The following is a 20,568-nucleotide window of genomic DNA, read 5'->3' on the forward strand; positions in this document are numbered from 1 at the left end:
ATGAGCAATTCCGAACGCGCTGATGCGTTGTTGGCCGGGCTGCCGCGCGAAGGGCGCGGCCGGCTCAAGGTATTTCTGGGCGCGGCACCTGGGGTGGGCAAAACCTACGCCATGCTCCAGGCCGCCCATGCCCAGCTGCGCCAGGGGGTGACGCTGCTGGCGGCGGTGGTCGAGACGCACGGGCGCAGCGAAACCGAAGCGCTGCTCGGCGGTTTGCCCCAGCAGCCCCTGCTGCGCAGCGACTATCGCGGCATGCTGCTGGAAGAAATGGACCTTGACGGCCTGCTCAAGGCCCGCCCGCAATTGGTGCTGGTCGACGAGCTGGCCCACAGCAACGCCCCAGGCAGTCGTCATGCCAAGCGCTGGCAGGACGTCCAGGAACTGCTCGCCGCTGGCATCGACGTCTACACCACGGTCAACGTCCAGCACCTGGAAAGCCTCAACGACCAGGTGCGTGGCATCACCGGCGTGCAGGTACGCGAAACCCTGCCGGACTGGGTGCTGCAGGAAGCCTTCGAACTGGTGCTGATCGACCTGCCACCGCGCGAGCTGCTCGAACGCCTGCGCGAAGGCAAGGTGTACGTGCCGGAGCAGGCCCGGGCGGCGATCGATGCGTTTTTCTCCCAAACCAACCTTACTGCTTTGCGCGAGCTGGCCATGCAGACGGCCGCGGCCCAGGTCGATGCCGACCTGGCCCACGGGTACCGCCAGCTCGGCCAGGACGCTCCGGCCTTGCGCGGGCGTTTGCTGGTCGGCGTCGATGGCGATGCCCAGGCCGAACGCCTGGTACGCCACGCCAGCCGGGTGGCGCAGCGGCGGCATCTGCCCTGGACCCTGGTGCACGTGGACAACGGCCGGCTGCGCGACGAAACCGCGCGCCAGCGCTTGCAGGCGGCCCAGCAACTGGCTGAGCGCCTGGGCGGCGAAGTGGTGCTGCTGCGTGCTGGCGAGGTGGCCAAAACCCTGATCCAGCATGCCCTGGAACGGCGCGCCAGCCTGGTGTTGGTCGGCCAGTCGCGCGCTCGCCTGCGCCGGCGCCTGTTCGGCGCCGGGGTGGCGACGCGCTTGCTGCGTGACGCCCATGGCCTGGAAATCAACGTGCTCGACCGCGACACCCAGCCCGAGCCACCGAGCGCGGCGGTGAAAAAGGTCTGGGTGTGGCGCCATTACCTGTTGGCCCTGGCCGCCACGATGCTGGCGTCCGGCCTGGCCTGGGCGGTGGCCAGCGTGCTGGCTTTGCCGAACATCTCCCTGGTGTTTCTCGCCGCCGTGCTGCTGGTGGCGGTGCGCAGCAGCCTGGGCCCGGCACTGGCCTGTGCGGTGATGTCGTTCCTGGCCTACGACTTTTTGTTCATCCCGCCGACTTTCTCGTTCAGCATCCAGCGCGAAGAGGACGTACTGACTTCGCTGTTCTTCCTGTTGATGGCAGCGCTCACCGGTAACCTTGCTGCGCGCCAGCGTCGGCAGTTGCAGGCTCTGCGCGAAACCCAGGAGCAGACCAGCCAGTTGCTCGAACTGTCGCGCAAGCTCACCGCTGCCACCGACCGCCAGGCGGTGTTCACCGCCGCCGGCCAGCATCTGGATGGCTGGCAGGACCTGCAGGTGTGTCTGCTTGAGCGCGACGCCGAGGGCCGTCTGCAGGTGGCCAGTGGCGGCAACCTGCAGTTGAGCGACAACGAACGCGCCGCTGCCGACTGGGCCTGGCAGCATGACCAGGCGGCTGGCCTGGGCAGCGATACCTTGCCCAATGGCCGTTGGTGGTGGTGGCCGCTGTCGGTAGATGACGCGCGCCTGGCGCTGCTCGGTGTGCGCCCGCGCAAGGACGAGCAACTGACCGCCCAGCATTGCCGCCTGCTCAAGGCCCTGAGCCAGCCGCTGGCCCAGGCCCTGGCCCGGGCGCGGTTGGCCGAGCAGCTCGAATCGGCACGCCTGCATGGCGAAACCGAACAGTTGCGCAGCGCCTTGCTGGCCTCGGTGTCCCACGACCTGCGCACGCCACTGACCGCCATGCGCGGCAGCATCGACAGCCTGCTGGCCCTCGGTGAGGCGATCCCCAAGGCTGACCGTCAGGAGCTGCTCGAAGGCACCCGCAATGAAGCCGAGCGTCTGGACCGCTACATCCAGAACCTGCTCGACATGACCCGCCTGGGCCATGGCGGGCTGAAACTGGCGCGCGACTGGGTGGCGCCCACCGATATCGTCGGCAGCGCCCTGAACCGCCTGCGGGTGGTGCTGGCGCCGTTGCAACTGCGCACCGAGGTGCCGGCCGACTTGCCGCTGTTGTTCGTTCACGCCGCGTTGATCGAGCAGGCGCTGATCAATGTGCTGGAGAACGCTGCACGTTTTTCTCCGGCCGCTGGGCGGCTGGAGCTTCAGGTCAGCACTGAGGGCGAGTTGTTGTGTTTTGCCGTCAGCGATGAAGGGCCGGGCATTCCCGAGGCCGACCGCGAGCGCATTTTCGACATGTTCTACACCGCTGCGCGCGGTGACCGGGGCGGGCAGGGCACGGGGCTGGGCCTGGCGATCTGCCAGGGCATGATCGGCGCCCACGGCGGGCACATCCGGGTGGCCGACGGTATCGATGGCAAGGGCACCTGCATCACTTTATGCTTGCCGCTGCCGACCCAACCCGAGCCTGAAAGCGAAGCCCCATGAGCCAGAGCGCGACCCTGCTGGTCATCGATGACGAACCGCAAATCCGCAAGTTCCTGCGTATCAGCCTGAGCTCTCAGGGCTACAAGGTGGTGGAAGCTGGCACCGGCGCCGAGGGCCTGACCCAGGCGGCGTTGGCGCGCCCCGACCTGGTGGTGCTCGACCTCGGCCTGCCGGACATGGACGGCCAGCAGGTGCTGCGTGAGCTGCGTGAGTGGAGTGCGGTGCCGGTGCTGGTGCTGTCGGTGCGGGCCAGTGAAGTCCAGAAGGTCGAGGCGCTGGACAACGGTGCCAACGACTATGTGACCAAGCCCTTCGGCATTCAGGAATTCCTTGCCCGGGTGCGTGCCTTGCTGCGCCAGGCGCCGCAGGCTTCCACCATCGCCTCGGCCTTGAGCTTCGGGCCCTTGACCGTCGACCTGGCGTTTCGCCGGGTGACCCTGGACGGCATCGAGGTGGCGCTGACCCGCAAGGAGTATGCCTTGCTGGCGCAACTGGCCAGCCATCCGGGGCGGGTGATCACCCAGCAGCAACTGCTCAAGGATATCTGGGGGCCGACCCATGTCGATGACAGTCATTACCTGCGTATCGTCGTCGCCCATGTGCGGCAGAAGCTCGGCGATGACCCGACGGCGCCGCGGTTTATCGTGACTGAGCCTGGGGTGGGGTATCGGTTGATCGGGCCGGAACAGGGCTGAGGGCTGGGGTTGAATTTTGCTGGCCTCATCGCTGGCAAGCCAGCTCCCACAAGGTCCGGTGTGCACTTTACCTGTGGGAGCTGGCTTGCCAGCGATGAGGCTAGAGCCATCAACGCCGCTCCGCCTCATAGTTATCCAGGGTATCCCGGGCAATCTCCCGCCCCAGGGCAATCAGCTCCGGCGCTTTGTAGAACTCGAAGAACCGGCATACCCGCTTGGGCACGTTGATCAGTACATCTGGCGGGTACCCGGCAATCTTGTACTGCGCCAGTGACGTCTGCATCACCTCGAAGCTCTGGTTGATCAAGTCCAGCAGCGACGCCGGCCCGACGTTGTCGATGATGAACGAGCCAGTGGCCGATTTTGGCGCGCCTTCAATCTCCGGGGCTGCCGCCGGTTGCTGGGCTTCGGGATCGGCGGCATCGCTGAGCCAGGGGTTGGGAATCTGCGCTGCCTCGGGTTGCAGCTCCTGCTCGATGCGCATCAGTTGCTCGGCCGGTTTACGCCGGAACGGCAAGTGCGAGCCCAGGGAGTTGATCAGGTTGTCAAAGCGCAGCTTGAACGCCGCCGGGCGTTCGATCACCGGCAGTTGATACTGCTTCTGGTTGGTCGAGTTGAGGTTCACGGCAATGATCAGGTCGCAGTGGCTGGACACCACCGGGATGATCGGCAAGGGGTTGAGGATACCGCCATCGACCAGCATGCGGTTGCCTTGCACCACCGGGGTGAACAGGCTCGGTATCGCTGCCGAGGCGCGCATGGCCTGGTGCAGGCAGCCCTCCTGGAACCAGATTTCCTGTTGGTTGGTGAGGTCGGTGGCCACCGCCGTGTAGGGGATGCGCAGGTCTTCGATATTGACCTCGCCGACAATCTTGCGGATCTGCCCGAAGACCTTCTCGCCCCGAATCGCCCCGAGGCGAAAGCTCACATCGACCAGGCGCAGCACGTCCAGGTAGTCCAGACTCTCGATCCAGTTGCGGTACTCATCGAGCTTGCCGGCGGCATAGATGCCACCAATCACCGCGCCCATGGAGCAGCCGGCAATACAGGCGATGTCGTAGCCTCTGCGCTCGATTTCTTCGATCACACCAATGTGTGCGTAGCCCCGGGCCCCGCCTGAACCCAGAACCAGTGCGACGCGTTTTTTCATGATGCTTCCCCCGGTGTTCTGCTTCCATGGTCTAACAATGCGCCCAATTGTGTCTGTGCTTCAATCGTCGCTGGCGCTGCGCTACGCTGAACAGGGCACTTTTCTCGCTGTTTACCGTCGAAGTCGCCACCCTGAACTTTTTTTTTTGAGGTATTGCCGATGAAAGCCTGGATTTGCCTGCCCCTGATTGCCCTGGTCCTGACCGGTTGCGCTGGCAAGACAGCCTACCGCGACAGCTGCGCCAATCAGCTGGACTCGGCCTGGAAAGAGCTCGACCTGGCCAAGGCCGAAGGTTTCGCCGGTACCGTCAGTTACTCCAAGGCGCTGTCGCTGTTGACCGGGGCCAAGACCCAGCAGCAGTTCGAAGCGTTCGAGGGCTGCAGCAAGAAGGCCGAGAAGGCCCGTTTCTACATTCGTGAATCCCGCGCCGGGCGCTGATACAGGAGTAGACCATGTCGTCGGCCATGCTCGACCACGTCATTGCCCAGGTACTGAGCCTGCAGGTGCGCCTGCTGGCCTGCCAGGCGCGCCTGGCCGCCGATACCGACGGCGAGGCGCTGCACGACCTGCGCATCGGCGTGCGGCGCTTGCGCAGCCTGCTGCGGCCGCTGCGTGAATTGCCCGGAGTCGAGCAGCTGGAAGCGGCTGCCCAGGCGCTGGGTAGCCTGACCACGCCAATGCGCGACCGTGAGGTACTGGCCGCGCAGTTGCTCGAACGCCGCCAGACGGTCGCGGCGCATACGCGCCTGGCCCATCGCGCGCAGACCTTCGCCAGCGTCGCCGCCAGTGCCGAACTGGCGCGCCTGCTGGCAATCGTCGACGCCTTCCCGGTGTTTCTGCGCGCGGCGCAGCGCCAGGGCTTGATCTGCCGGCTGCAACAGCGCATCGACAAACGCCTGGAAAAGCAGTGGAAGCAGCTACGCCAGGCCCTCGACGATCCTGCCCACGACCGTCATCGCCTGCGCCTGCTGATCAAGCGGGTGCGCTACGCGGCTGAAGCCTACCCGCAACTGCAGCACTCCAACCCACGCCTGCAAAAGGCCCTCAGGCGTGCCCAGGGCGATCTGGGCAACTGGCACGACCTGCTGCAGTGGCTGCTGCAAGCCGAGCAGCAAAGCGACCTGGCCCCGTGTGTCAGCCATTGGCAAATGCAACTGACCAAGGCCGAACAATGCGCCGATGCCACCCTCGATCGCCTGCAGGAGCAGCTTGCGCAGCGATAGCCCGCTGAAATGGCCGAAATGCGTGCTGTAGACCACTTGCTGGCTGGTTAAGATCAGTTTCTTTTCAAATCGCTGAGGTCGGCATGAACTTCTCACAATTGCTCACGGCGGTCCGCCAGCATCCCCAGGCCGTGACCATTGATTCAAGCTGGGCCCAGGGTCGCGCCTGTTTTGGCGGGCTGATGGCTGCCTTGCTGTATGAGGCCATGCTGGCCAAGACCTCGCCGGGGCGTCCGGTGCGCTCCCTGGCCATCACCTTTGTCGGACCGGCCGAACCTGAGGTGCCGATCAGTTTCGAAGTGGAACTGCTGCGCGAGGGCAAGGCCGTCAGCTCGCTGCTCGGGCGCGCCCTGCAGAACGGCCAGGTGGTTACCCTGATGCAGGGCAGCTTTGGCAGCGGCCGCGATTCGATGATCGATGTGCCGGCCTTGCCGGCGGTAGAGATGAAGCCGCTTGAGCAATCGAGCACAGAGCTTCCGTGCATCAAGGGGGTGACCCCGGAGTTCATGCGCCATGTGTCCCTGCGCTGGGCCATCGGCGGCATTCCGTTCAGCAATAACAAGTCCCGGGACATGGGCGGCTGGGTACGTTTTCGCGACAGCGAACGTGAAGAGCCGGTCAGTGAAGCGCACTTGCTGGCGCTGGTTGACGCCTGGCCCCCGACCTTGCTTTCGCACCTGAACAAACCGGCGTCCGGCAGCACCTTGACCTGGACCATCGAATTCATCCAGCCGGTGCCGAGCCTGACCACCCTGGACTGGTGCCGCTACCACGTCGAAACCGAACATGCCCGAGATGGTTACGGGCATGCGGCGGCCGCGCTGTGGAGCGACAAGGGCGAGTTGCTGGCGCTCAGCCGCCAGACCGTGACCGTGTTCGGCTGAGACGGCTCAATGGCGGTGCCGGTCGCGCCAGGCGCGCCACCAGGCACCGCTGAGTACAAAGCGCGGGAACGTGACGAACTGCTCGACCAGCAGGCGGCCAATGGCATCCTTGCGGTTGGCGAACGGCTCGGGTTGTTCGGCTTCCAGGCGGTGACCCTGGCGTTGCAGGCCGAGCCCGGCGATCAGGGCGATGATGCCAACGGCCAGTTGCCCCAGGTCCAGCGAGAACAACCCCGAAAGCACCAGCAATACGCCGAGGATGAACAACGGCACGGCAATCAGGTGCAGCACCAGGTTGGTCGGGTTGCGGTGGTTGTGGTGGTAGCCACGCCATTGCCAGGCGGGCAGGTTGGGCAGGCGTTTGCTCATGGAAATTTTCCTCAGGGGCTTGCCTGAAGAATAGTGCGGCCCCGGTGAAGGGGCCAATCGATGGCGGCTATGACGCCTATAGCTTGAGCTGGCCGATGGCCTTGTTCAGTTCGCCGGCCAGGGTCGCCAGTTCGCTGCTGGTGGTGGCCGAGTCGACGGTTTGCTGCACGGTCTCTTCGGTTACGTCGCGGATACTTACCACTGCCCGGTTCATTTCTTCGGCCACCTGGCTCTGTTGCTCGGCGGCCACGGCAATCTGCGTGTTGCTTTCACGCATCTGCGCCACCGCGCTGGTGATTTCTGCCAGCGCGGCACCGGCTTCCTGGGCCTGCTGTACGCAGTCGTCAGCCTTGAACGAGCTTTCCTGCATGAAATCCACGGCGTCGCGGGTACCGGCCTGCAGCGCCGAGACCATGGTGGTGATTTCGTCGGTGGAAGCCTGCACCCGTTTGGCCAGGTTGCGTACTTCGTCGGCGACCACCGCAAAACCACGGCCCAGATCGCCGGCGCGGGCGGCCTCGATGGCGGCGTTGAGGGCCAGCAGGTTGGTCTGCTCGGCAATGCTGTGGATCACCCCGACCACGCCGTTGATCTTCTGGCTGTCGTCGGCCAGCTGGCGGATCATCTCGGCGGTCTGTTGTACGCCGCTGGACAGCCCGGCGATCGAGGTCTGTACCCGGCTGACCACTTCCTGGCCGCTACCAGCCAGGGTGTCGGCGCTCTGCGACAGGTCGCGGGTGGCGCCGGCGTGCTGGGCGATGTGATAGACCGTGGCGGTCATTTCGTTGATGGCGGTGGCGGCCTGATCGGTTTCGCTCTGTTGGCCAAGCATGCCGTGACGCACGTCGTTCATGCTCGCGGCCAGGCGCGCGGCGCCGGAATCCAGTTGTGCGGCGGTGCGCGCGACGGTGTTGACCACCCGGTGGTAGGTGGTTTGCATGGCGTTGAAGGCACTGGCCATCTGTCCGACTTCATCACCACAGGCCAGGGGTACGCGGGCCGACAGGTCGCCGGTTTTTTCCACGTGCAGCATTACGTCCTTGAGGGTGTTGAGCTGGCTGAGCAGAAAGCGGATGAGCAGTTGCGAGGCGCAAAGCATCGCCAGCATCAGGATCAGCACGCACACGGCGTAGTTGGTGAAGCGGTCGGTGAACACCTGGACCAGGCTGGGGGAGGGGGCGAGCACGGCGATCTGCTGGTTATCACGGCTGATGACCTGGGCACCGGTCAGCGGATCGCGGCCCAGCAACGGCAAGCCTTCGAGCTCGACCCAGCCCTGGGCCGTGGCCAGCGTATCGAGGCTTTGTCCTTCGAATTGCGGCGCCTGGCCGGGGCTGTAAGTCAGCCACAGCGCATTGTTCGGCAGGGCTTGCCCGGCGGGCCAGGCCGCCAGCAACTGCGCCTCGGCCTGGGCTTTGCTTTGTGCACTCTGGGCCCGGGCCTGTTGCTCCAGATGCACGGCATACAGCACCAGGAACAGCGTGGTGACGAACGCGACCGCGTTCACGGCCCAGAACTTGTACTTCAGGGAGATATTGCTAAGCCAGGCACCCATGGTAGGTCTTCTCTGATTGAGCGGAAACATTGTTGGCAAGGTGCCATCATTGTGCCGACTCGATCATCAAGACGTTTTGATATGCGTCAAATAATCGCGGGCAGGTTAAAGAAGGCGCGGGCGCTGGCGGTGCTGTGGGCAGCCAGTTGCTCAGGGCTTTCGCCGCGGTGCAGGGCTACTTCGCGCAGCACTTCAGTGAGAAAGGCCGGTTCGTTGCGCCCGCTTTTCGGCTTGGGCCGCAGGCTGCGCGGCAGCAGGTACGGCGCGTCGCTTTCGAGCATCAGGCGGCCCTGGGGGATGCTGCTGACCAGCGGGTGCAGGTGGGTGCCGCGTCGTTCGTCGCAGATCCAGCCAGTGATGCCGATGTGCAGGTCCAGGTCGAGGTAGCCGAACAGCGCCGCGCGCTCGCCGGTAAAGCAGTGCACAACCGCTGCTGGCAGGCGATCGCGAAACTCCTTGAGGATCGCCAGCAGGCGTTCGCTGGCGTCACGCTCGTGCAGGAACACCGGCATCTGCAGCTCCACGGCCAGGGCCAGCTGTTCTTCCAGCGCCTTTTCCTGCTGCGGGCGCGGCGAGAAATCACGGTTGAAGTCCAGCCCGCATTCACCCACGGCCTGCACCCGCGGCTGCCCAAGCAGCGCGCGCAACTGGCGGCTGCTGTCGGCGCTCCAGCTGCTGGCGTCATGGGGATGAACACCGGCGGTGCTGAACAGGCGCTGGGCGCTTTCATCGAGCTGCTGGCACAGCTCAAGGGCCTGTTCGCTACCCTCGAGGCTGGTGCCGGTGACCATCATCTGTACCACCCCGGCAGCCACGGCGCGTTCGAGGATCGCCTGATGTTTGTCGGCAAAACTTGGGTTGGTCAGATTGACGCCGATGTCGATGAGTTGCATGGTGCTACCTCAGGCCGGGGGCCGGCCAGCATAACAAAGCTCGGCGAAAATCGATAAAGCCAAGAACTTCAACGAGTTGTCGTGGTCTGTTGCGGTCAATTGTCATGGAACGACTGCAGACTATGGCGCCAACCCCACACGCGCGGACCTTGCAACGGATGACCCGAGCGCTGTTTTTGTTGATCGTGCTGAGCCTCTCGCTGCTGCCTGCAGGGCCGGCCAGTGCGCGTCTGGCCGGGCCGCAACAGGCGGTGCCCAAGACCCAGGCGCGCGACCTGGCGCAGATCCGCAGCAGCCGGGTGCTGAAGGTGCTGGTCAACCAGAGCCGCAACAGCTCCGGTGAAGTCAAGGGCGAGCCGGTGGGCGTCGAGTACCATCGTCTGCGAGCCTTCGAGCATTACCTCAACGCCCGCGCCCGCGATGGCGAGGAAATCCGCCTGAAGATCATCCCCCGCGCCAAGGAACAACTGCTGGCCGCATTGCAGCGCGGCGAAGCCGACCTGGTGGCGCCGGGTGAACTGGTCGACCCCACCTCTACCCGTGGCCTCAGCGCCAGCGACCCGGTGGTCGACAAGGTGCCCCTGGTGCTGGTCGGGCGCAAGGGCGAGCGCAGCTTTCAGCGCGTCGAGCAGCTGTCCGGGCGCACCCTGGCGCTGACCAGCTCAAGTGCCGCCGGCGATACCTTGCATGAGATCAACCAGAAGCTGGCCCTGCGTAAGCTGGCGCCGATCAAGGTCGAGTGGGTCGACCCGACGCTGGCGGTCGAAGATGTGCTGGAGATGGTCCAGGCCGGGATTTTTCACCTGACCGTGGTCGAGCAGCCGATTGCCGAACGCTGGGCCAAGGTCATGCCCAAGCTGCGGGTCGAGCGCAAGCTGCATGTGGCCAGCCCCGAGGCCATGCGCTGGTACGTGCGCCGTGACGCGGTAATGCTGCACGCCAGCGTCGACCGCTTTCTTCAGGGCTACAAGGCGCCGGCCAATCAGGATGCAGCGTTTGAGCGGATCTACCGGCGTCTGTACCGGGTCCACAATCCCCTGGCACGCACTGATCGCAAGCGCCTGGAGGCCTTGCGGCCGGTGCTGCAGCGCCATGCCCGCGAACAGAAAATCGACTGGCTGAACCTGGCTGCGGTGGCCTTCAAGGAGTCCTCCCTTGACCCGACTGCCCGCGGGGCAGGGGGCGCCCACGGGCTGATGCAGATCACCCCCAGCGCCGCTCAGCGGGTGGGGGTGAGCAATATTGCCAATGTCGATGGCAATGTTCAGGCCAGCGCCCGCTACATGGCGCTGATCCGGCGCAAGTTCTTTTCCAGCAACCAGCTTAACGAGCGTGAACGCATGGCGTTCACCCTGGCGGCCTATAACCTGGGCCCGGAGCGGGTTCAGGCGATGCGTGCCGAAGCACGGCGGCGTGGGCTCAATGGCAACCAGTGGTTCTTCCAGACCGAGCGCATCGCCATGGAACAGGTGGGCATGGGGCCGGTGAGCTATGTGAACAGCGTCAACAAGTACTTCCTGGCCTTTGACCGTGAGCGCGCATCCCTGGAGCCGAAAGGGGGTAAAGGTGTGGGGCAAAAATAATCGAATAATTCGATTTTAATGTCGCAAATATTGCGATTTTACTATTGGTTGATTCGATTAATATGGCGCCCAACACCACACATCACACCCCTTAAGGAACACTCATGAACAACAACATCCTCAACGCCGTAGTTGCCAGCCGTGCCAGCTGGGGCCTGAGCATCATCCGTATTCTGGTCGGTATCATCTTCATGGCCCATGGCGCGCAGAAGCTCTTCGGCCTGTTTGGCGGCGGCGGCCTGGCGGGGACTGCGCAGTTCATGGAAAGCCTTGGCCTGGCGCCAGGCCTGCTGATGGCGCTGCTGTCCGGCGGTGCCGAGTTCTTCGGCGGCCTGGCCCTGGTGATCGGCTTGCTGGTACGGCCAGCGGCGCTGGCGCTGACCGTGACGTTGATCGTGGCGATCTTCTCGGTGCATATCGGCAATGGGTTGTTCATGGCCAACAACGGCTATGAGTTTGCCCTGGCGTTGATGGCGGGGACGCTGGCGGTGCTGGTCGAGGGGGCAGGGCGGGGGTCTTTGGACCGGTTGATTGCTCGCTAAGGTTGGGTCGATCCGGGTGAGGCAGCGCTGCTGCCTCACCTTTGCGCCTTTACGGCGCCTTACTTTGTTCAGTCGAAACAATAGTAAGCCAAAATTCTCGCCCACCAGGGGCCCTACGCTTCGCTCTTGCTTGCCTGACTCTGTGGGAGCGGCGGTGCGACGACTCGACCTGACCCGCGATGCGATGTGGCAGGCGGGACGCTATCGCGGGGTAAGCCCGCTCCTACAGTCACATGTTGACATCCCACCCGCAGCTTCTCTAGGATGCTGACTTGCGCCGATTTAAACAGCTACTTGCGGGGCGCAGGGTTTCCTCTTCGGGGGTTTCACCAAATACCGCTAAAACGCTGGTTCGGTGACGCCTCCCACCGCAGCCCAGCGGGTTTTGCGAGGCGGAGATCTACTCCATGAGTTGTCCACGTTCCAGTGTTTGCCTGACCCCCTTGCCAGCCAGCCAGGCTACGCGCACGCCGCGTATTCTCTTGGGCGGCAGCCATCAGCCAACACTTCTGCGCTACCTCGATGGCTGGCCACGCCGTAAAGGCCGTGCCACTGCCTTCCTGATCCAGTTTGCCGACACCTGCGCCTCGCTTGGCCAGTTCGCCAACGACCGTTTCGATCTGGCGGTGATTCAGTCGCCCAGCGCCGAAGATGCCGCCGAAGTTCTCGGTCACCTGACCCGTGTCGCTCGACAGGGCCTGATCACCCGGGCTTGAGTGACAGCCCGGGTTAGCCGCTCAATGTGCCTTGGCTTTCCTGATCCGTAGCACAATCACCAGCATGATCAATACCACCACCGGCGCCATACCCAGCAGCGCCTCGCGTGCGCTGATCTGCGCGCCCAGGGTGTGCAGGCCGGCATAGAACAGTTTGAACAGGCTCAGCAGGTAGTAGCTGATCGCGATGATCGACAGGCCTTCCACTGCCCGCTGGATCTTGATCTGGGTATCGGCGCGGGCGTTGAGGCTGCGCAGGATCTCGGCGTTCTGTTCTTCCATCTCGACCTGCACCCGCGCCTGCAGCAGGTCGCCGAGGTTGGCCACGCTCTCGGCCAGGTGTTCCAGGCGTTGTTCGGTGACCGCGCAATAACGCACGGTGGGCTTGAAACGCCGCTCGATGAACACTCCCAGGCGCTGGCAATCACCGACATGGCTCTCCCGCAGCTCGCCCAGGCGCTCGAACACCAGTTGCGCGTAGGCCTGGGTGGCGCTGAAGCGATGGCGGTGCTTGACCGTGCTGCCGACCACCTGGCGCGACAGCTGAGCGATGTCGGCGAGCAATGCCTTGGCATTGCCGCCGTCACTGCTGACGTTACGCTCCGACAGGCTGACCAGCTTGCGGTCATAGGCGTCCAGTTGCGGGCTCAGGGCCTTGGCGGCGGTCAGCGACAATGACGCCATCATCCGGTAGGTCTCGATCTCCAGCAGGCGGCGGATCATTCGTCCCTGGCGGTAGGCATTGAGCCGGCGGTTGATGAACAGGAAGCGGTTGGTGCCATCTGCGGTCAGGCGAAAATCGCTCCACACCACGGCATCGCCGCCGCCTACGCAGGAGCCGCAGGGGTCTTTGAAGCCATAACGGCTCAGGTCCAGGTCCTGTTCGTCGCGCACCAGCACCTGCACCGCGTTGATCATCTGCTCGCGGTAGGGCTCGACGCCTGCGGCGAGGGCCGGGGGCAGGGTGGTCCAGTTCAGCTCGCCGCTGGCGGCGGGCACCACCAGCGTCAGGGTGAAGAACTCGGAATGGCGCTCCCATTTGAACGGATGACCGTCCAGCCGGGTGATGCCCTGTGCGGCATCGGGCTCGAAGGCGTCCGGGCAGCAACGCTGCAACAGGGCATTGCAGTCGGCATCGGTGCCGAGAAACGCCAGATGGAAGACATGCGCCGGTTCGTCGAAGTACAGCGACGGACGGGCGTGCAGCTCGTTGTGCAAGGCGGTGCGTTGGGCGTGCATGCGGGTCAGACCGTATTGTTGTGGTTGTCTGCGGTTTCACTCTTGGGACTGGAGCTGACAGGCACAAGTCACGTGCAGTTGCGCCGCGCCTCGACAGGGTTGATGATCAGGCCCTGCAAGCCACTCAGTCAGCCTGGAAGCGAGAATTTTTGTTGAGTACGCAAATCATCACGAAGGAAGGTCACGAAGCGCTCAAGCAGGAGCTGGACCATCTGTGGCGGGTAAAGCGTCCCGATATCACCCAGAAAGTCACCTGGGCAGCGTCCCTGGGGGATCGCAGCGAGAACGCCGATTACCAGTACAACAAGAAGCTTCTGCGTGAGATTGACCGCCGCGTGCGCTACCTGCGCAAGCGCCTGGAAGACATGCGTGTGGTGGAGTACTCGCCGGAGCAGGAGGGCCGGGTGTTTTTCGGCGCCTGGGTCGAGATCGAGAACGAGGAGGGCGAGACCAAGCGCTTTCGCATCGTCGGCTACGACGAGATCTACGGGCGCATGGACTACATCTCGATCGACTCACCCATGGCCCGCGCGTTGCTGAAAAAAGAGGTCGGCGATGAAGTCATCGTCCAGACCCCTTCCGGCGAGATGTGCTGGTGGGTCAACGCCATCGACTACGTCAAACCCTGATCAGCCCTCGCGCAGTACTGCCAGCGGGCTGGCATTGAGCGCCCGGCGCGTGCCGTAGACCCCGGCACCGCCGACCAGCAGGGCGCCGATGACCGGCAGCAGCAGTAGCCACGGGTGCGGGCTCCAGTGCAGGTCGAAGGCATAACGGTACAGCACCAGGGTGATCAGCTCGCAACCGATCGCTGCCAGCAGGCCGCTGGCCGCCCCCAGCAGGCCGAACTCGATACGCCGTGCCTTGACCAGCAATCCGCGCCCGGCGCCCAGGGCGCGGAGCAGGGCGCCTTGGCGAATGCGTTCGTCGAGGGTCGCCTGCAAGCCGGCGAACAGCACCGCCAGGCCTGCCGCCAGCACGAACAACAGCACGTACTCCACCGCCAGGGTGACCTGGGCGAGGATGCTGCGCAGCTGCGCCAGCAACGCGTCGACCTGGAGGATGGTCACCGCCGGGAACGCCCGCGACAGCGCGACCACCTGCTGGTCATGCCCGGGTGCCAGATAGAAGCTGGTCAGGTAGGTGGTCGGCAGGTCCTGCAGGGTTTCAGGCTGGAAGATCATGTAGAAGTTGGGCTGGAAGCTGTCCCAGTTGACCGTGCGCAGGCTGGTGACTTGCACCTGGCGTTGCAGGCCACCAATGGTGAAGGTCAACTGGTCGCCGAGTTTGAGCTTGAGGCTCAGGGCCAGCTCGGCTTCCACTGAAACACCGGGCAAGGCATCGGCTGCAGGTTTGACCTGCCACCACTGGCCTTCGCTCAGGGTGTTGCCCTGCGGCAGGTCGGCGGCCCAGGTCAGGCTCAGGTCGCGCTGCACGGCGCGGTCGCCGGTGGATTCCTTGCTGACAATCTGTTGCACCGGCTCGCCGTTGATGGCGGTCAGGCGCCCGGGGATAACCGGGTACAGCGGTGCGGCCTCGGCGGAGAACTCGGTCAGGCGTTGGGCGAAGTTGTTCTTGTCGTCGGGCAGGATGTTCAGGGCGAAGTAGTTGGGCGCGTCCTTGGGCAACTGGTTCTGCCAGGTGTCGAGCAGCTCGGCACGCAGCAGGGCGATCAGGGCCATGGCCAGCAGGATCAGGCCGAAGGCCAGGGACTGCCCGGCAGCCGCCAGTGGGTGGCGCAGCAATTGGCCAAGGCCCAGGCGCCAAGCCAGCGGGCTGTCGGCAAGCAAGCGCCGCAGGCTGCGCAGGCCGAGCAACAGTAGCCCGCCCAGCAGCAAGGCGGCGACCAGGCCGCCGCCGAGCAGGGCGAAGGTCAGCAGCAGGTCGAGGCTCAGGCGCCACATGATCAGGCCCAGAGCGAACAGCGCGGCGCCGTACACCAGCCAGCTGCTGGCCGGTACCGGCAGCAGGTCGCGACGCAGCACCCGCAGGGGTGGCACCCGGCCAAGGGCGGCCAGCGGCGGCAGGGCGAACCCGGCCAGGGCCACCAGGCCGGTGGCGATACCGGCCAGGGCCGGACCGACACCGCCAGGAGGAATCTGCGCCGGCATCAGACCTTGCAGCAATTCGAACAAGCCCAGTTGGGCCAGCCAGCCAAGCGCTGCGCCGCACACTGCGGCGATGCTGCCGAGAATCGCCAGTTGCAGGCAGAACAGGCTCAATGCCTGGCGGCGCGACAAGCCCAGGCAGCGCAGCAGGGCGCTGGCATCGAAACGCCGGGTAGCGAAGCGGCTGGCCGACAGCGCCACGGCAACACCTGCGAGCAGCACCGCCACCAGGCTGGCCATGTTCAGGTAACGCTCGGCCTTGCCCAGGGCGCCGCCGATCTGCTGGTTGCCATCCCGTGAATCCTGCAGGCGCTGGTTGGCGGCGAGGTTGTTGCTGAGCGCATCGCGGTAGCTGGCCAGGGCGTCGGGCTCGCCACGCCAGAGTTCGCGGTAGCTGACCCGGCTGCCCGGTTGCACTACCCCGGTGGCCTCAAGGTCGGCGAGGTTGATCAGTACCCGCGGGGTCAGGCTATAGAAGTTGCCGGCACGGTCGGGTTCGTAGGTCAGCACCCGGCTCATGCGCAGGGTTTTCATGCCTACATCGATGCTGTCGCCTATTTTCAGGTCCAGCGCTGCCAGCAGCCGCGGTTCGACCCAGGCCTCGCCCGGCGCCGGGCCGCCGCCAGCGGTTTCGACGCCATAGGGTTCGGCGGCGCTGCGCAGCTCGCCGCGCAGCGGATAGGCATCGTTGGCCGCCTTGATGCTCGACAGCTGAATGCCGTTGTCGGTGGCGATCACGCTGGAAAACTCGACCACCCGGGCGTGTTGCAAGCCCAGCGCGGTGCCGCGGTTGACCTGCCCGGGCTCTGCGGGCGAGCTGCCCTGCAGCACCAGGTCGGCGCCGAGGAACTCGGTAGCCCGCAACAGCATGGCGCCGTTGAGGCGGGCGCCGAAATAGCCGATGGCGGTACTGGCCGCCACCGCTACCAGCAGGGCGAAGAACAGCACGCGCAACTCGCCGGCGCGGGCGTCGCGCAGCAACTGGCGCAGGGCCAGGGGGAACAACGGCAAGCGCTTCATCAAGGCTCCAGCGGCGCGACCAGGTGGCCGGCGTCCAGGCGGATCAGGCGACGGCAGCGCTGGGCCAGGCGTTCGTCATGGGTGACCAGTACCAGGGTGGTGCCGCGTTCCTTGTTCAGGTCGAACAGCAGGTCGCTGATGCGCTCGCCGGTATGGCTGTCGAGGTTGCCGGTGGGCTCGTCGGCAAACAGCACCGCAGGCTCGGCGGCAAAGGCGCGGGCGATCGCCACCCGTTGTTGCTCGCCACCGGACAGCTGGCGTGGCGAGTGGCTCAGGCGCTGGCCCAGGCCGACCCGCTCAAGCAGGCTGCGGGCGTGCTCGCGGGCATCGCGGCGACCGTCCAGCTCCAGTGGCAGCATGACGTTTTCCAGCGCGTTGAGGCTGTCGAGCAACTGGAACGACTGGAACACGAAGCCGACATGCTCGGCCCGCACCCGCGCGCGCTGGTCTTCATCCAGCGGGCCGAGGTCGTGGCCGGCCAGGGTCACGGAGCCGGCGCTGGGCAGGTCGAGCCCGGCCAGCAGGCCGAGCAGGGTCGATTTGCCCGAGCCCGAGGCGCCGACGATCGCCAGGCTGTCGCCCTGTTTCAATTCCAGCGAGAGTTCGTGCAGGATGGTCAGGTCGCCTTCCGCGCTGGGGACCACTTTGCTAAGGTTGCGCGCACTGAGAATGCTGGGGCCCATGGAGAATCCGATGCGAGTGTGGTTATTGAGTGCTGGCCTGGCCTTGATGTGCATGGCCCAGGGCGCAGCAGCGGGGACCGTGCTGATTGTCGGCGATAGTATCAGTGCCGCTTTCGGCCTGGATACCCGCGAGGGTTGGGTTGCCTTGCTGGAAAAACGCCTGAAGAACGAGGGTTTCGACGCCAAGGTGGTCAATGCCTCGATCAGCGGCGACACCAGTGCCGGAGGCCAGGCGCGGCTGCCGGCGCTGCTTGCAGAGCACAAGCCTGAGCTGGTGGTGCTTGAATTGGGCGGCAACGATGGCCTGCGCGGGCATCTGCCAACGCAATTGCAACAAAATCTTGCCTCGATGATCGACAAGTCGCGAGCTGCCGGCGCCAAGGTGCTGTTGCTGGGCATGCGCCTGCCGCCCAACTACGGCAAGCGTTACAACGAGGCCTTCGCCAAGGTGTATGAAAACCTGGCGACGGAAAAACAGGTGCCGCTGGTGCCGTTCTTTCTCGAAGGGGTGGGCGGTGTGCCCGAGCTGATGCAGGCCGATGGCATTCATCCGGGGCAGGGCGCCCAGGCCAGGTTGCTGGAAAATGCCTGGCCGCAACTAAAACCGCTGCTTTGACGCTTTTATAGTGACCGGCTTTCGGCTAATGTTGCGCCCCCGATTTGGAGCCCCCGATGCCGCGTCCCGCCTGGTCCCTGTATGCCTATCAATTGATCGAGCCTGACGAACAGCTTGACCTGTTCGCCTGCCAGGAGATCCGCGTCCACCTGGTAGCCCGCCAGCTCGAGCTCGGTGGCTCGGCCGACCGTACCCTGTGCGGCACCCTGTTGCCGGCGCAACCGCGCTGGTCGCAGGCCGAGCGCAGCATTTACCGTGACCGCCGCCTGTGTTCGCTGTGCCGGGCGATTCTCGAGGCCCAGCGCCGTGGCACACGGCCGGTATGGCCCGAGCTGTAACCTGCCGATATAACCTTTCATCCCCTGTACGGCCAACTGCGCCCGGGACATCTCCCGATTACGCGGGTGCCGGTGTACAATCGATTGCTTGACTCAATTGAATTAGCGAAGGATTTCCCGGATGTTGCCGCGCTTTCCCGCCGTCACCCGTTGCCTGTCCCTGGCCGCCCTGTTGGCGGCAGGTCCCGCCGCTGCGCTGGAGTTCCCCCTGCCGCCTCCCGGTGAAGACGTCATCGGCCAGGTCCAGGTGATCAAGGCCAAGTACGAAGACACCTTTGCCGACATCGGCACCGCCAACGACCTGGGCTACCTGGAAATGATCGCCGCCAACCCCGGCGTCGACCCGTGGCTGCCGGGCGCCGGCACCGAAATCATCCTGCCGACCCGCTTTATCCTGCCGCCGGGGCCGCGCGAAGGCATCGTCATCAACCTGGCCGAGTACCGCATGTACTACTACCCGAAAGGGCAGAACGTGGTGCACACCTACCCGCTGGGTATCGGTCGTGAAGGCTGGGGCTCGCCGATCGCCAATACCAAGGTTACCGCCAAGACCCCGAACCCCACCTGGACGCCACCGGCCTCGATCCGCAAGGAACACGCCGAAGACGGCGATATCCTCCCGACCGTGGTACCGGCTGGCCCGGACAACCCGCTGGGGCCGTTCAAGTTCACCCTTGGCGTGCCGGGTTACCTGATCCACGGTTCGAACAAGAAGTTCGGCATCGGCATGCGCACCAGCCACGGCTGCTTCCGCATGTTCAACAACAACGTGCTGGAGCTGGCCAAGATGGCCCCGGTCGGCGTGCCGGTACGCATCATCAACGAGCCGTACAAGTTCGGCCTCAGTGCCGGCAAGGTCTACCTCGAGGCGCACACGCCGCTTGACGACAAGGGCGACCCGTCGGTGGTCGACAAGCACACCGCGGTCATCAACGCGCTGCTCAAGCGTGAAGACCTGGCCAACAACCTGCGCATGAACTGGGACATGGTCCGTGACGTGGTCGCCGCCGAAGACGGCATGCCGGTGGAGATCGCCGTGCCCAATGGCGCTGGCGGCCCGGCACCGATGGTTTCCAGCGTGCCTTACGACATGCAGTAAGCCATTCCTGCTATACCCGAGGCCTGCCATCGTGCAGGCCTCGTCGTTTCTGGCGTTGCACTTTGCTGGCGGCAATAAAAAAGCCGACCCACAAGTGGGTCGGCTTCCAATAACAATCCCGAAGGACTATTACTTGCGGCTGGCTTTGTCCAGCATACGCAGAGCGCGCTCGTTAGCTTCGTCAGCGGTCTGTTGTGCTTTTTGAGCAGCAGCCAGAGCGTCGTCAGCTTTGCGATAGGCTTCATCGGCACGAGCTTGTGCACGAGCAGCTGCGTCTTCGGTAGCGGTCAGACGAGCTTCGGTTTCTTTGGATACGCTGCTGCAACCGGTTGCCAGAACTGCGGCCAGAGCCAGAGCAGAAAATTTCAGAACGTTGTTCATCGTGTTCCCCTTCAAGGACTTTCTATTAAATAGCCATCTCTCAAGAAAGAGAAACTGGCCGGCGTACATAGTACCCATTACTTGTAGTAAGTAAACTGACAGAGCGCAAGAACTGCAAAAAAATGCGCCTGTCCCGGGTCCGCCACAGCCTTATGTAGAAAAACTGTGAAGGCGCCGCATGCGCGGGTGCTAACAAGTGTAGCAAGTGTGTATTTTGTTGAACTAAAAGTGACTTAAAGTGTCATCCTTCGTCATAGCACTACAACATCCGGCAACTGTTCAGGCCGATGCTCGTCGCCCTGTCCGCGTGCCCCAAGTGGATGAAATTTGCGACCAGCCACCTTGAGCATCTGGGCATGGGGCGCCTACTATTTGTACGTGCTCACTTGCCAGAGAACAGCCATGCTCTTCTCGCTGTCCAAAGGGGCACGGGGTGGCGTAGAGGTTCCTTCGCCGGACAAACATCGGTAAGGTAGGGGTCATAGCACAAGACCCGCGAGGAGTAGTGATGAGCGAGGCGTTGTCCATCCACCATGACCAGGCTGGTCATCAGTTCGAGACCAATGTGGACGGTCATCGTGCTTACCTGACCTACATGGACCTGGGTAAGCAGACCCTGGATATCTACCGCACGTTCGTACCGAACGCATTGCGTGGCCGGGGTATCGCTGCGGCACTCACCAAACAGGCGCTCAAGTACGCCGAAGACATGGGCTATACCGTGATCCCGTCGTGCTCCTACGTCGAACGTTACATGGAACGTCAGCAAAAGCACGCCACCAACAAGGCCTGAGGATCGCGAAGGGCAGCCATTAGTGC

At 64.3% G+C, this 20,568-nt stretch carries 21 protein-coding genes; 13 read left to right on the top strand and 8 right to left on the bottom strand.

Features of this window, described 5'->3' with window-relative positions; translation table 11 throughout:
- Together ABM562_RS02350 and ABM562_RS02355 are read left to right on the top strand one after the other, a co-directional pair.
- On the top strand, window positions 1-2,655 hold the full coding sequence (locus tag ABM562_RS02350) for an ATP-binding protein (protein ID WP_460420678.1): 2,655 nt from the start codon (window positions 1-3) through the stop codon (window positions 2,653-2,655).
- Window positions 2,652-3,350 carry a response regulator gene (locus ABM562_RS02355; RefSeq protein WP_460420680.1) on the top strand — a complete coding sequence of 233 codons (699 nt, stop codon included), beginning with the start codon at window positions 2,652-2,654 and terminating at the stop codon, window positions 3,348-3,350. The genes ABM562_RS02350 and ABM562_RS02355 overlap by 4 nt, the downstream gene beginning before the upstream one ends.
- Before the next feature lie 109 nt (window positions 3,351-3,459).
- On the opposite strand, the gene ABM562_RS02360 is transcribed toward ABM562_RS02355, so the two are convergent.
- On the bottom strand, window positions 3,460-4,500 hold the full coding sequence (locus ABM562_RS02360) for a patatin-like phospholipase family protein (RefSeq protein WP_115086164.1): 1,041 nt from the start codon (window positions 4,498-4,500) through the stop codon (window positions 3,460-3,462).
- Window positions 4,501-4,659: 159 nt separating this feature from the next.
- Between ABM562_RS02360 and ABM562_RS02365 the strand changes: the two genes are divergently transcribed.
- The 3 genes from ABM562_RS02365 to ABM562_RS02375 all read left to right on the top strand — a co-directional run bounded on the left by ABM562_RS02365 (window position 4,660) and on the right by ABM562_RS02375 (window position 6,607).
- A complete protein-coding gene (locus tag ABM562_RS02365; RefSeq protein WP_028941416.1) occupies window positions 4,660-4,938 on the top strand; it encodes a hypothetical protein in 279 nt (92 codons plus the stop codon).
- 14 nt (window positions 4,939-4,952) lie between these two features.
- Window positions 4,953-5,723 (top strand): CHAD domain-containing protein, encoded by a 771-nt coding sequence (locus ABM562_RS02370; RefSeq protein WP_460420682.1) that lies wholly within the window; start codon window positions 4,953-4,955, stop codon window positions 5,721-5,723.
- An 83-nt stretch (window positions 5,724-5,806) separates the two neighbouring features.
- Window positions 5,807-6,607: an acyl-CoA thioesterase gene (locus ABM562_RS02375; protein ID WP_460420683.1), complete on the top strand. Its 801-nt coding sequence runs from the start codon at window positions 5,807-5,809 to the stop codon at window positions 6,605-6,607.
- 6 nt (window positions 6,608-6,613) lie between these two features.
- Here the strand turns inward: ABM562_RS02375 and ABM562_RS02380 are convergent, their stop codons facing one another.
- The 3 genes from ABM562_RS02380 to ABM562_RS02390 form a co-directional block, all read right to left on the bottom strand.
- Window positions 6,614-6,976 carry an Mpo1-like protein gene (locus ABM562_RS02380; protein WP_115086167.1) on the bottom strand — a complete coding sequence of 121 codons (363 nt, stop codon included), beginning with the start codon at window positions 6,974-6,976 and terminating at the stop codon, window positions 6,614-6,616.
- A gap of 76 nt (window positions 6,977-7,052) precedes the next feature.
- Window positions 7,053-8,531 (bottom strand): methyl-accepting chemotaxis protein, encoded by a 1,479-nt coding sequence (locus ABM562_RS02385; RefSeq protein ID WP_115086168.1) that lies wholly within the window; start codon window positions 8,529-8,531, stop codon window positions 7,053-7,055.
- Between the two features lie 86 nt (window positions 8,532-8,617).
- Window positions 8,618-9,424, bottom strand: a complete 807-nt coding sequence (locus tag ABM562_RS02390) for a TatD family hydrolase (protein WP_115086169.1) — start codon at window positions 9,422-9,424, stop codon at window positions 8,618-8,620.
- Window positions 9,425-9,582: 158 nt separating this feature from the next.
- On the opposite strand from ABM562_RS02390, the gene ABM562_RS02395 reads away from it, so the two are divergent.
- The 3 genes from ABM562_RS02395 to ABM562_RS02405 all read left to right on the top strand — a co-directional run bounded on the left by ABM562_RS02395 (window position 9,583) and on the right by ABM562_RS02405 (window position 12,265).
- A complete protein-coding gene (locus tag ABM562_RS02395; protein WP_134062060.1) occupies window positions 9,583-11,007 on the top strand; it encodes an MltF family protein in 1,425 nt (474 codons plus the stop codon).
- Window positions 11,008-11,111: 104 nt separating this feature from the next.
- Window positions 11,112-11,549 (top strand): DoxX family protein, encoded by a 438-nt coding sequence (locus tag ABM562_RS02400; protein ID WP_115086171.1) that lies wholly within the window; start codon window positions 11,112-11,114, stop codon window positions 11,547-11,549.
- Window positions 11,550-11,956: 407 nt separating this feature from the next.
- On the top strand, window positions 11,957-12,265 hold the full coding sequence (locus ABM562_RS02405; protein ID WP_115086172.1) for a hypothetical protein: 309 nt from the start codon (window positions 11,957-11,959) through the stop codon (window positions 12,263-12,265).
- A gap of 21 nt (window positions 12,266-12,286) precedes the next feature.
- Here ABM562_RS02405 and ABM562_RS02410 read toward each other — a convergent pair whose 3' ends face one another.
- The gene (locus ABM562_RS02410; protein WP_115086173.1) at window positions 12,287-13,504 is read right to left on the bottom strand and encodes a DUF3422 domain-containing protein; all 1,218 of its coding nucleotides are present in this window, start codon (window positions 13,502-13,504) and stop codon (window positions 12,287-12,289) included.
- 152 nt (window positions 13,505-13,656) lie between these two features.
- On the opposite strand from ABM562_RS02410, the gene greB reads away from it, so the two are divergent.
- A complete protein-coding gene (gene greB / locus ABM562_RS02415; protein WP_010222552.1) occupies window positions 13,657-14,133 on the top strand; it encodes a transcription elongation factor GreB in 477 nt (158 codons plus the stop codon).
- On the opposite strand, the gene ABM562_RS02420 is transcribed toward greB, so the two are convergent.
- Both ABM562_RS02420 and ABM562_RS02425 read right to left on the bottom strand, forming a co-directional pair.
- Window positions 14,134-16,632: an ABC transporter permease gene (locus tag ABM562_RS02420; RefSeq protein WP_115086174.1), complete on the bottom strand. Its 2,499-nt coding sequence runs from the start codon at window positions 16,630-16,632 to the stop codon at window positions 14,134-14,136.
- Complete coding sequence (locus ABM562_RS02425; protein ID WP_010222550.1) at window positions 16,632-17,315, bottom strand: ABC transporter ATP-binding protein; 684 nt, start codon at window positions 17,313-17,315, stop codon at window positions 16,632-16,634. The genes ABM562_RS02420 and ABM562_RS02425 overlap by 1 nt, the downstream gene beginning before the upstream one ends.
- A 10-nt stretch (window positions 17,316-17,325) precedes the next feature.
- Between ABM562_RS02425 and ABM562_RS02430 the strand changes: the two genes are divergently transcribed.
- The 3 genes from ABM562_RS02430 (at window position 17,326) to ABM562_RS02440 (ending at window position 19,368) form a co-directional block, all read left to right on the top strand.
- On the top strand, window positions 17,326-17,931 hold the full coding sequence (locus ABM562_RS02430) for an arylesterase (protein WP_115086175.1): 606 nt from the start codon (window positions 17,326-17,328) through the stop codon (window positions 17,929-17,931).
- 56 nt (window positions 17,932-17,987) lie between these two features.
- Entirely contained in the window at window positions 17,988-18,269 is a 282-nt protein-coding gene (locus tag ABM562_RS02435) for a hypothetical protein (RefSeq protein WP_258578112.1), read from the top strand.
- A 121-nt stretch (window positions 18,270-18,390) separates the two neighbouring features.
- Complete coding sequence (locus tag ABM562_RS02440) at window positions 18,391-19,368, top strand: L,D-transpeptidase family protein (RefSeq protein ID WP_115086176.1); 978 nt, start codon at window positions 18,391-18,393, stop codon at window positions 19,366-19,368.
- Window positions 19,369-19,497: 129 nt separating this feature from the next.
- Here the strand turns inward: ABM562_RS02440 and oprI are convergent, their stop codons facing one another.
- Complete coding sequence (gene oprI, locus ABM562_RS02445; RefSeq protein WP_003259780.1) at window positions 19,498-19,749, bottom strand: outer membrane lipoprotei OprI; 252 nt, start codon at window positions 19,747-19,749, stop codon at window positions 19,498-19,500.
- 508 nt (window positions 19,750-20,257) lie between these two features.
- On the opposite strand from oprI, the gene ABM562_RS02450 reads away from it, so the two are divergent.
- The gene (locus ABM562_RS02450; RefSeq protein ID WP_258578111.1) at window positions 20,258-20,542 is read left to right on the top strand and encodes a GNAT family N-acetyltransferase; all 285 of its coding nucleotides are present in this window, start codon (window positions 20,258-20,260) and stop codon (window positions 20,540-20,542) included.
- Window positions 20,543-20,568: the final 26 nt, after the last annotated feature.

The organism is Pseudomonas sp. ZL2, assembly GCF_054788455.1.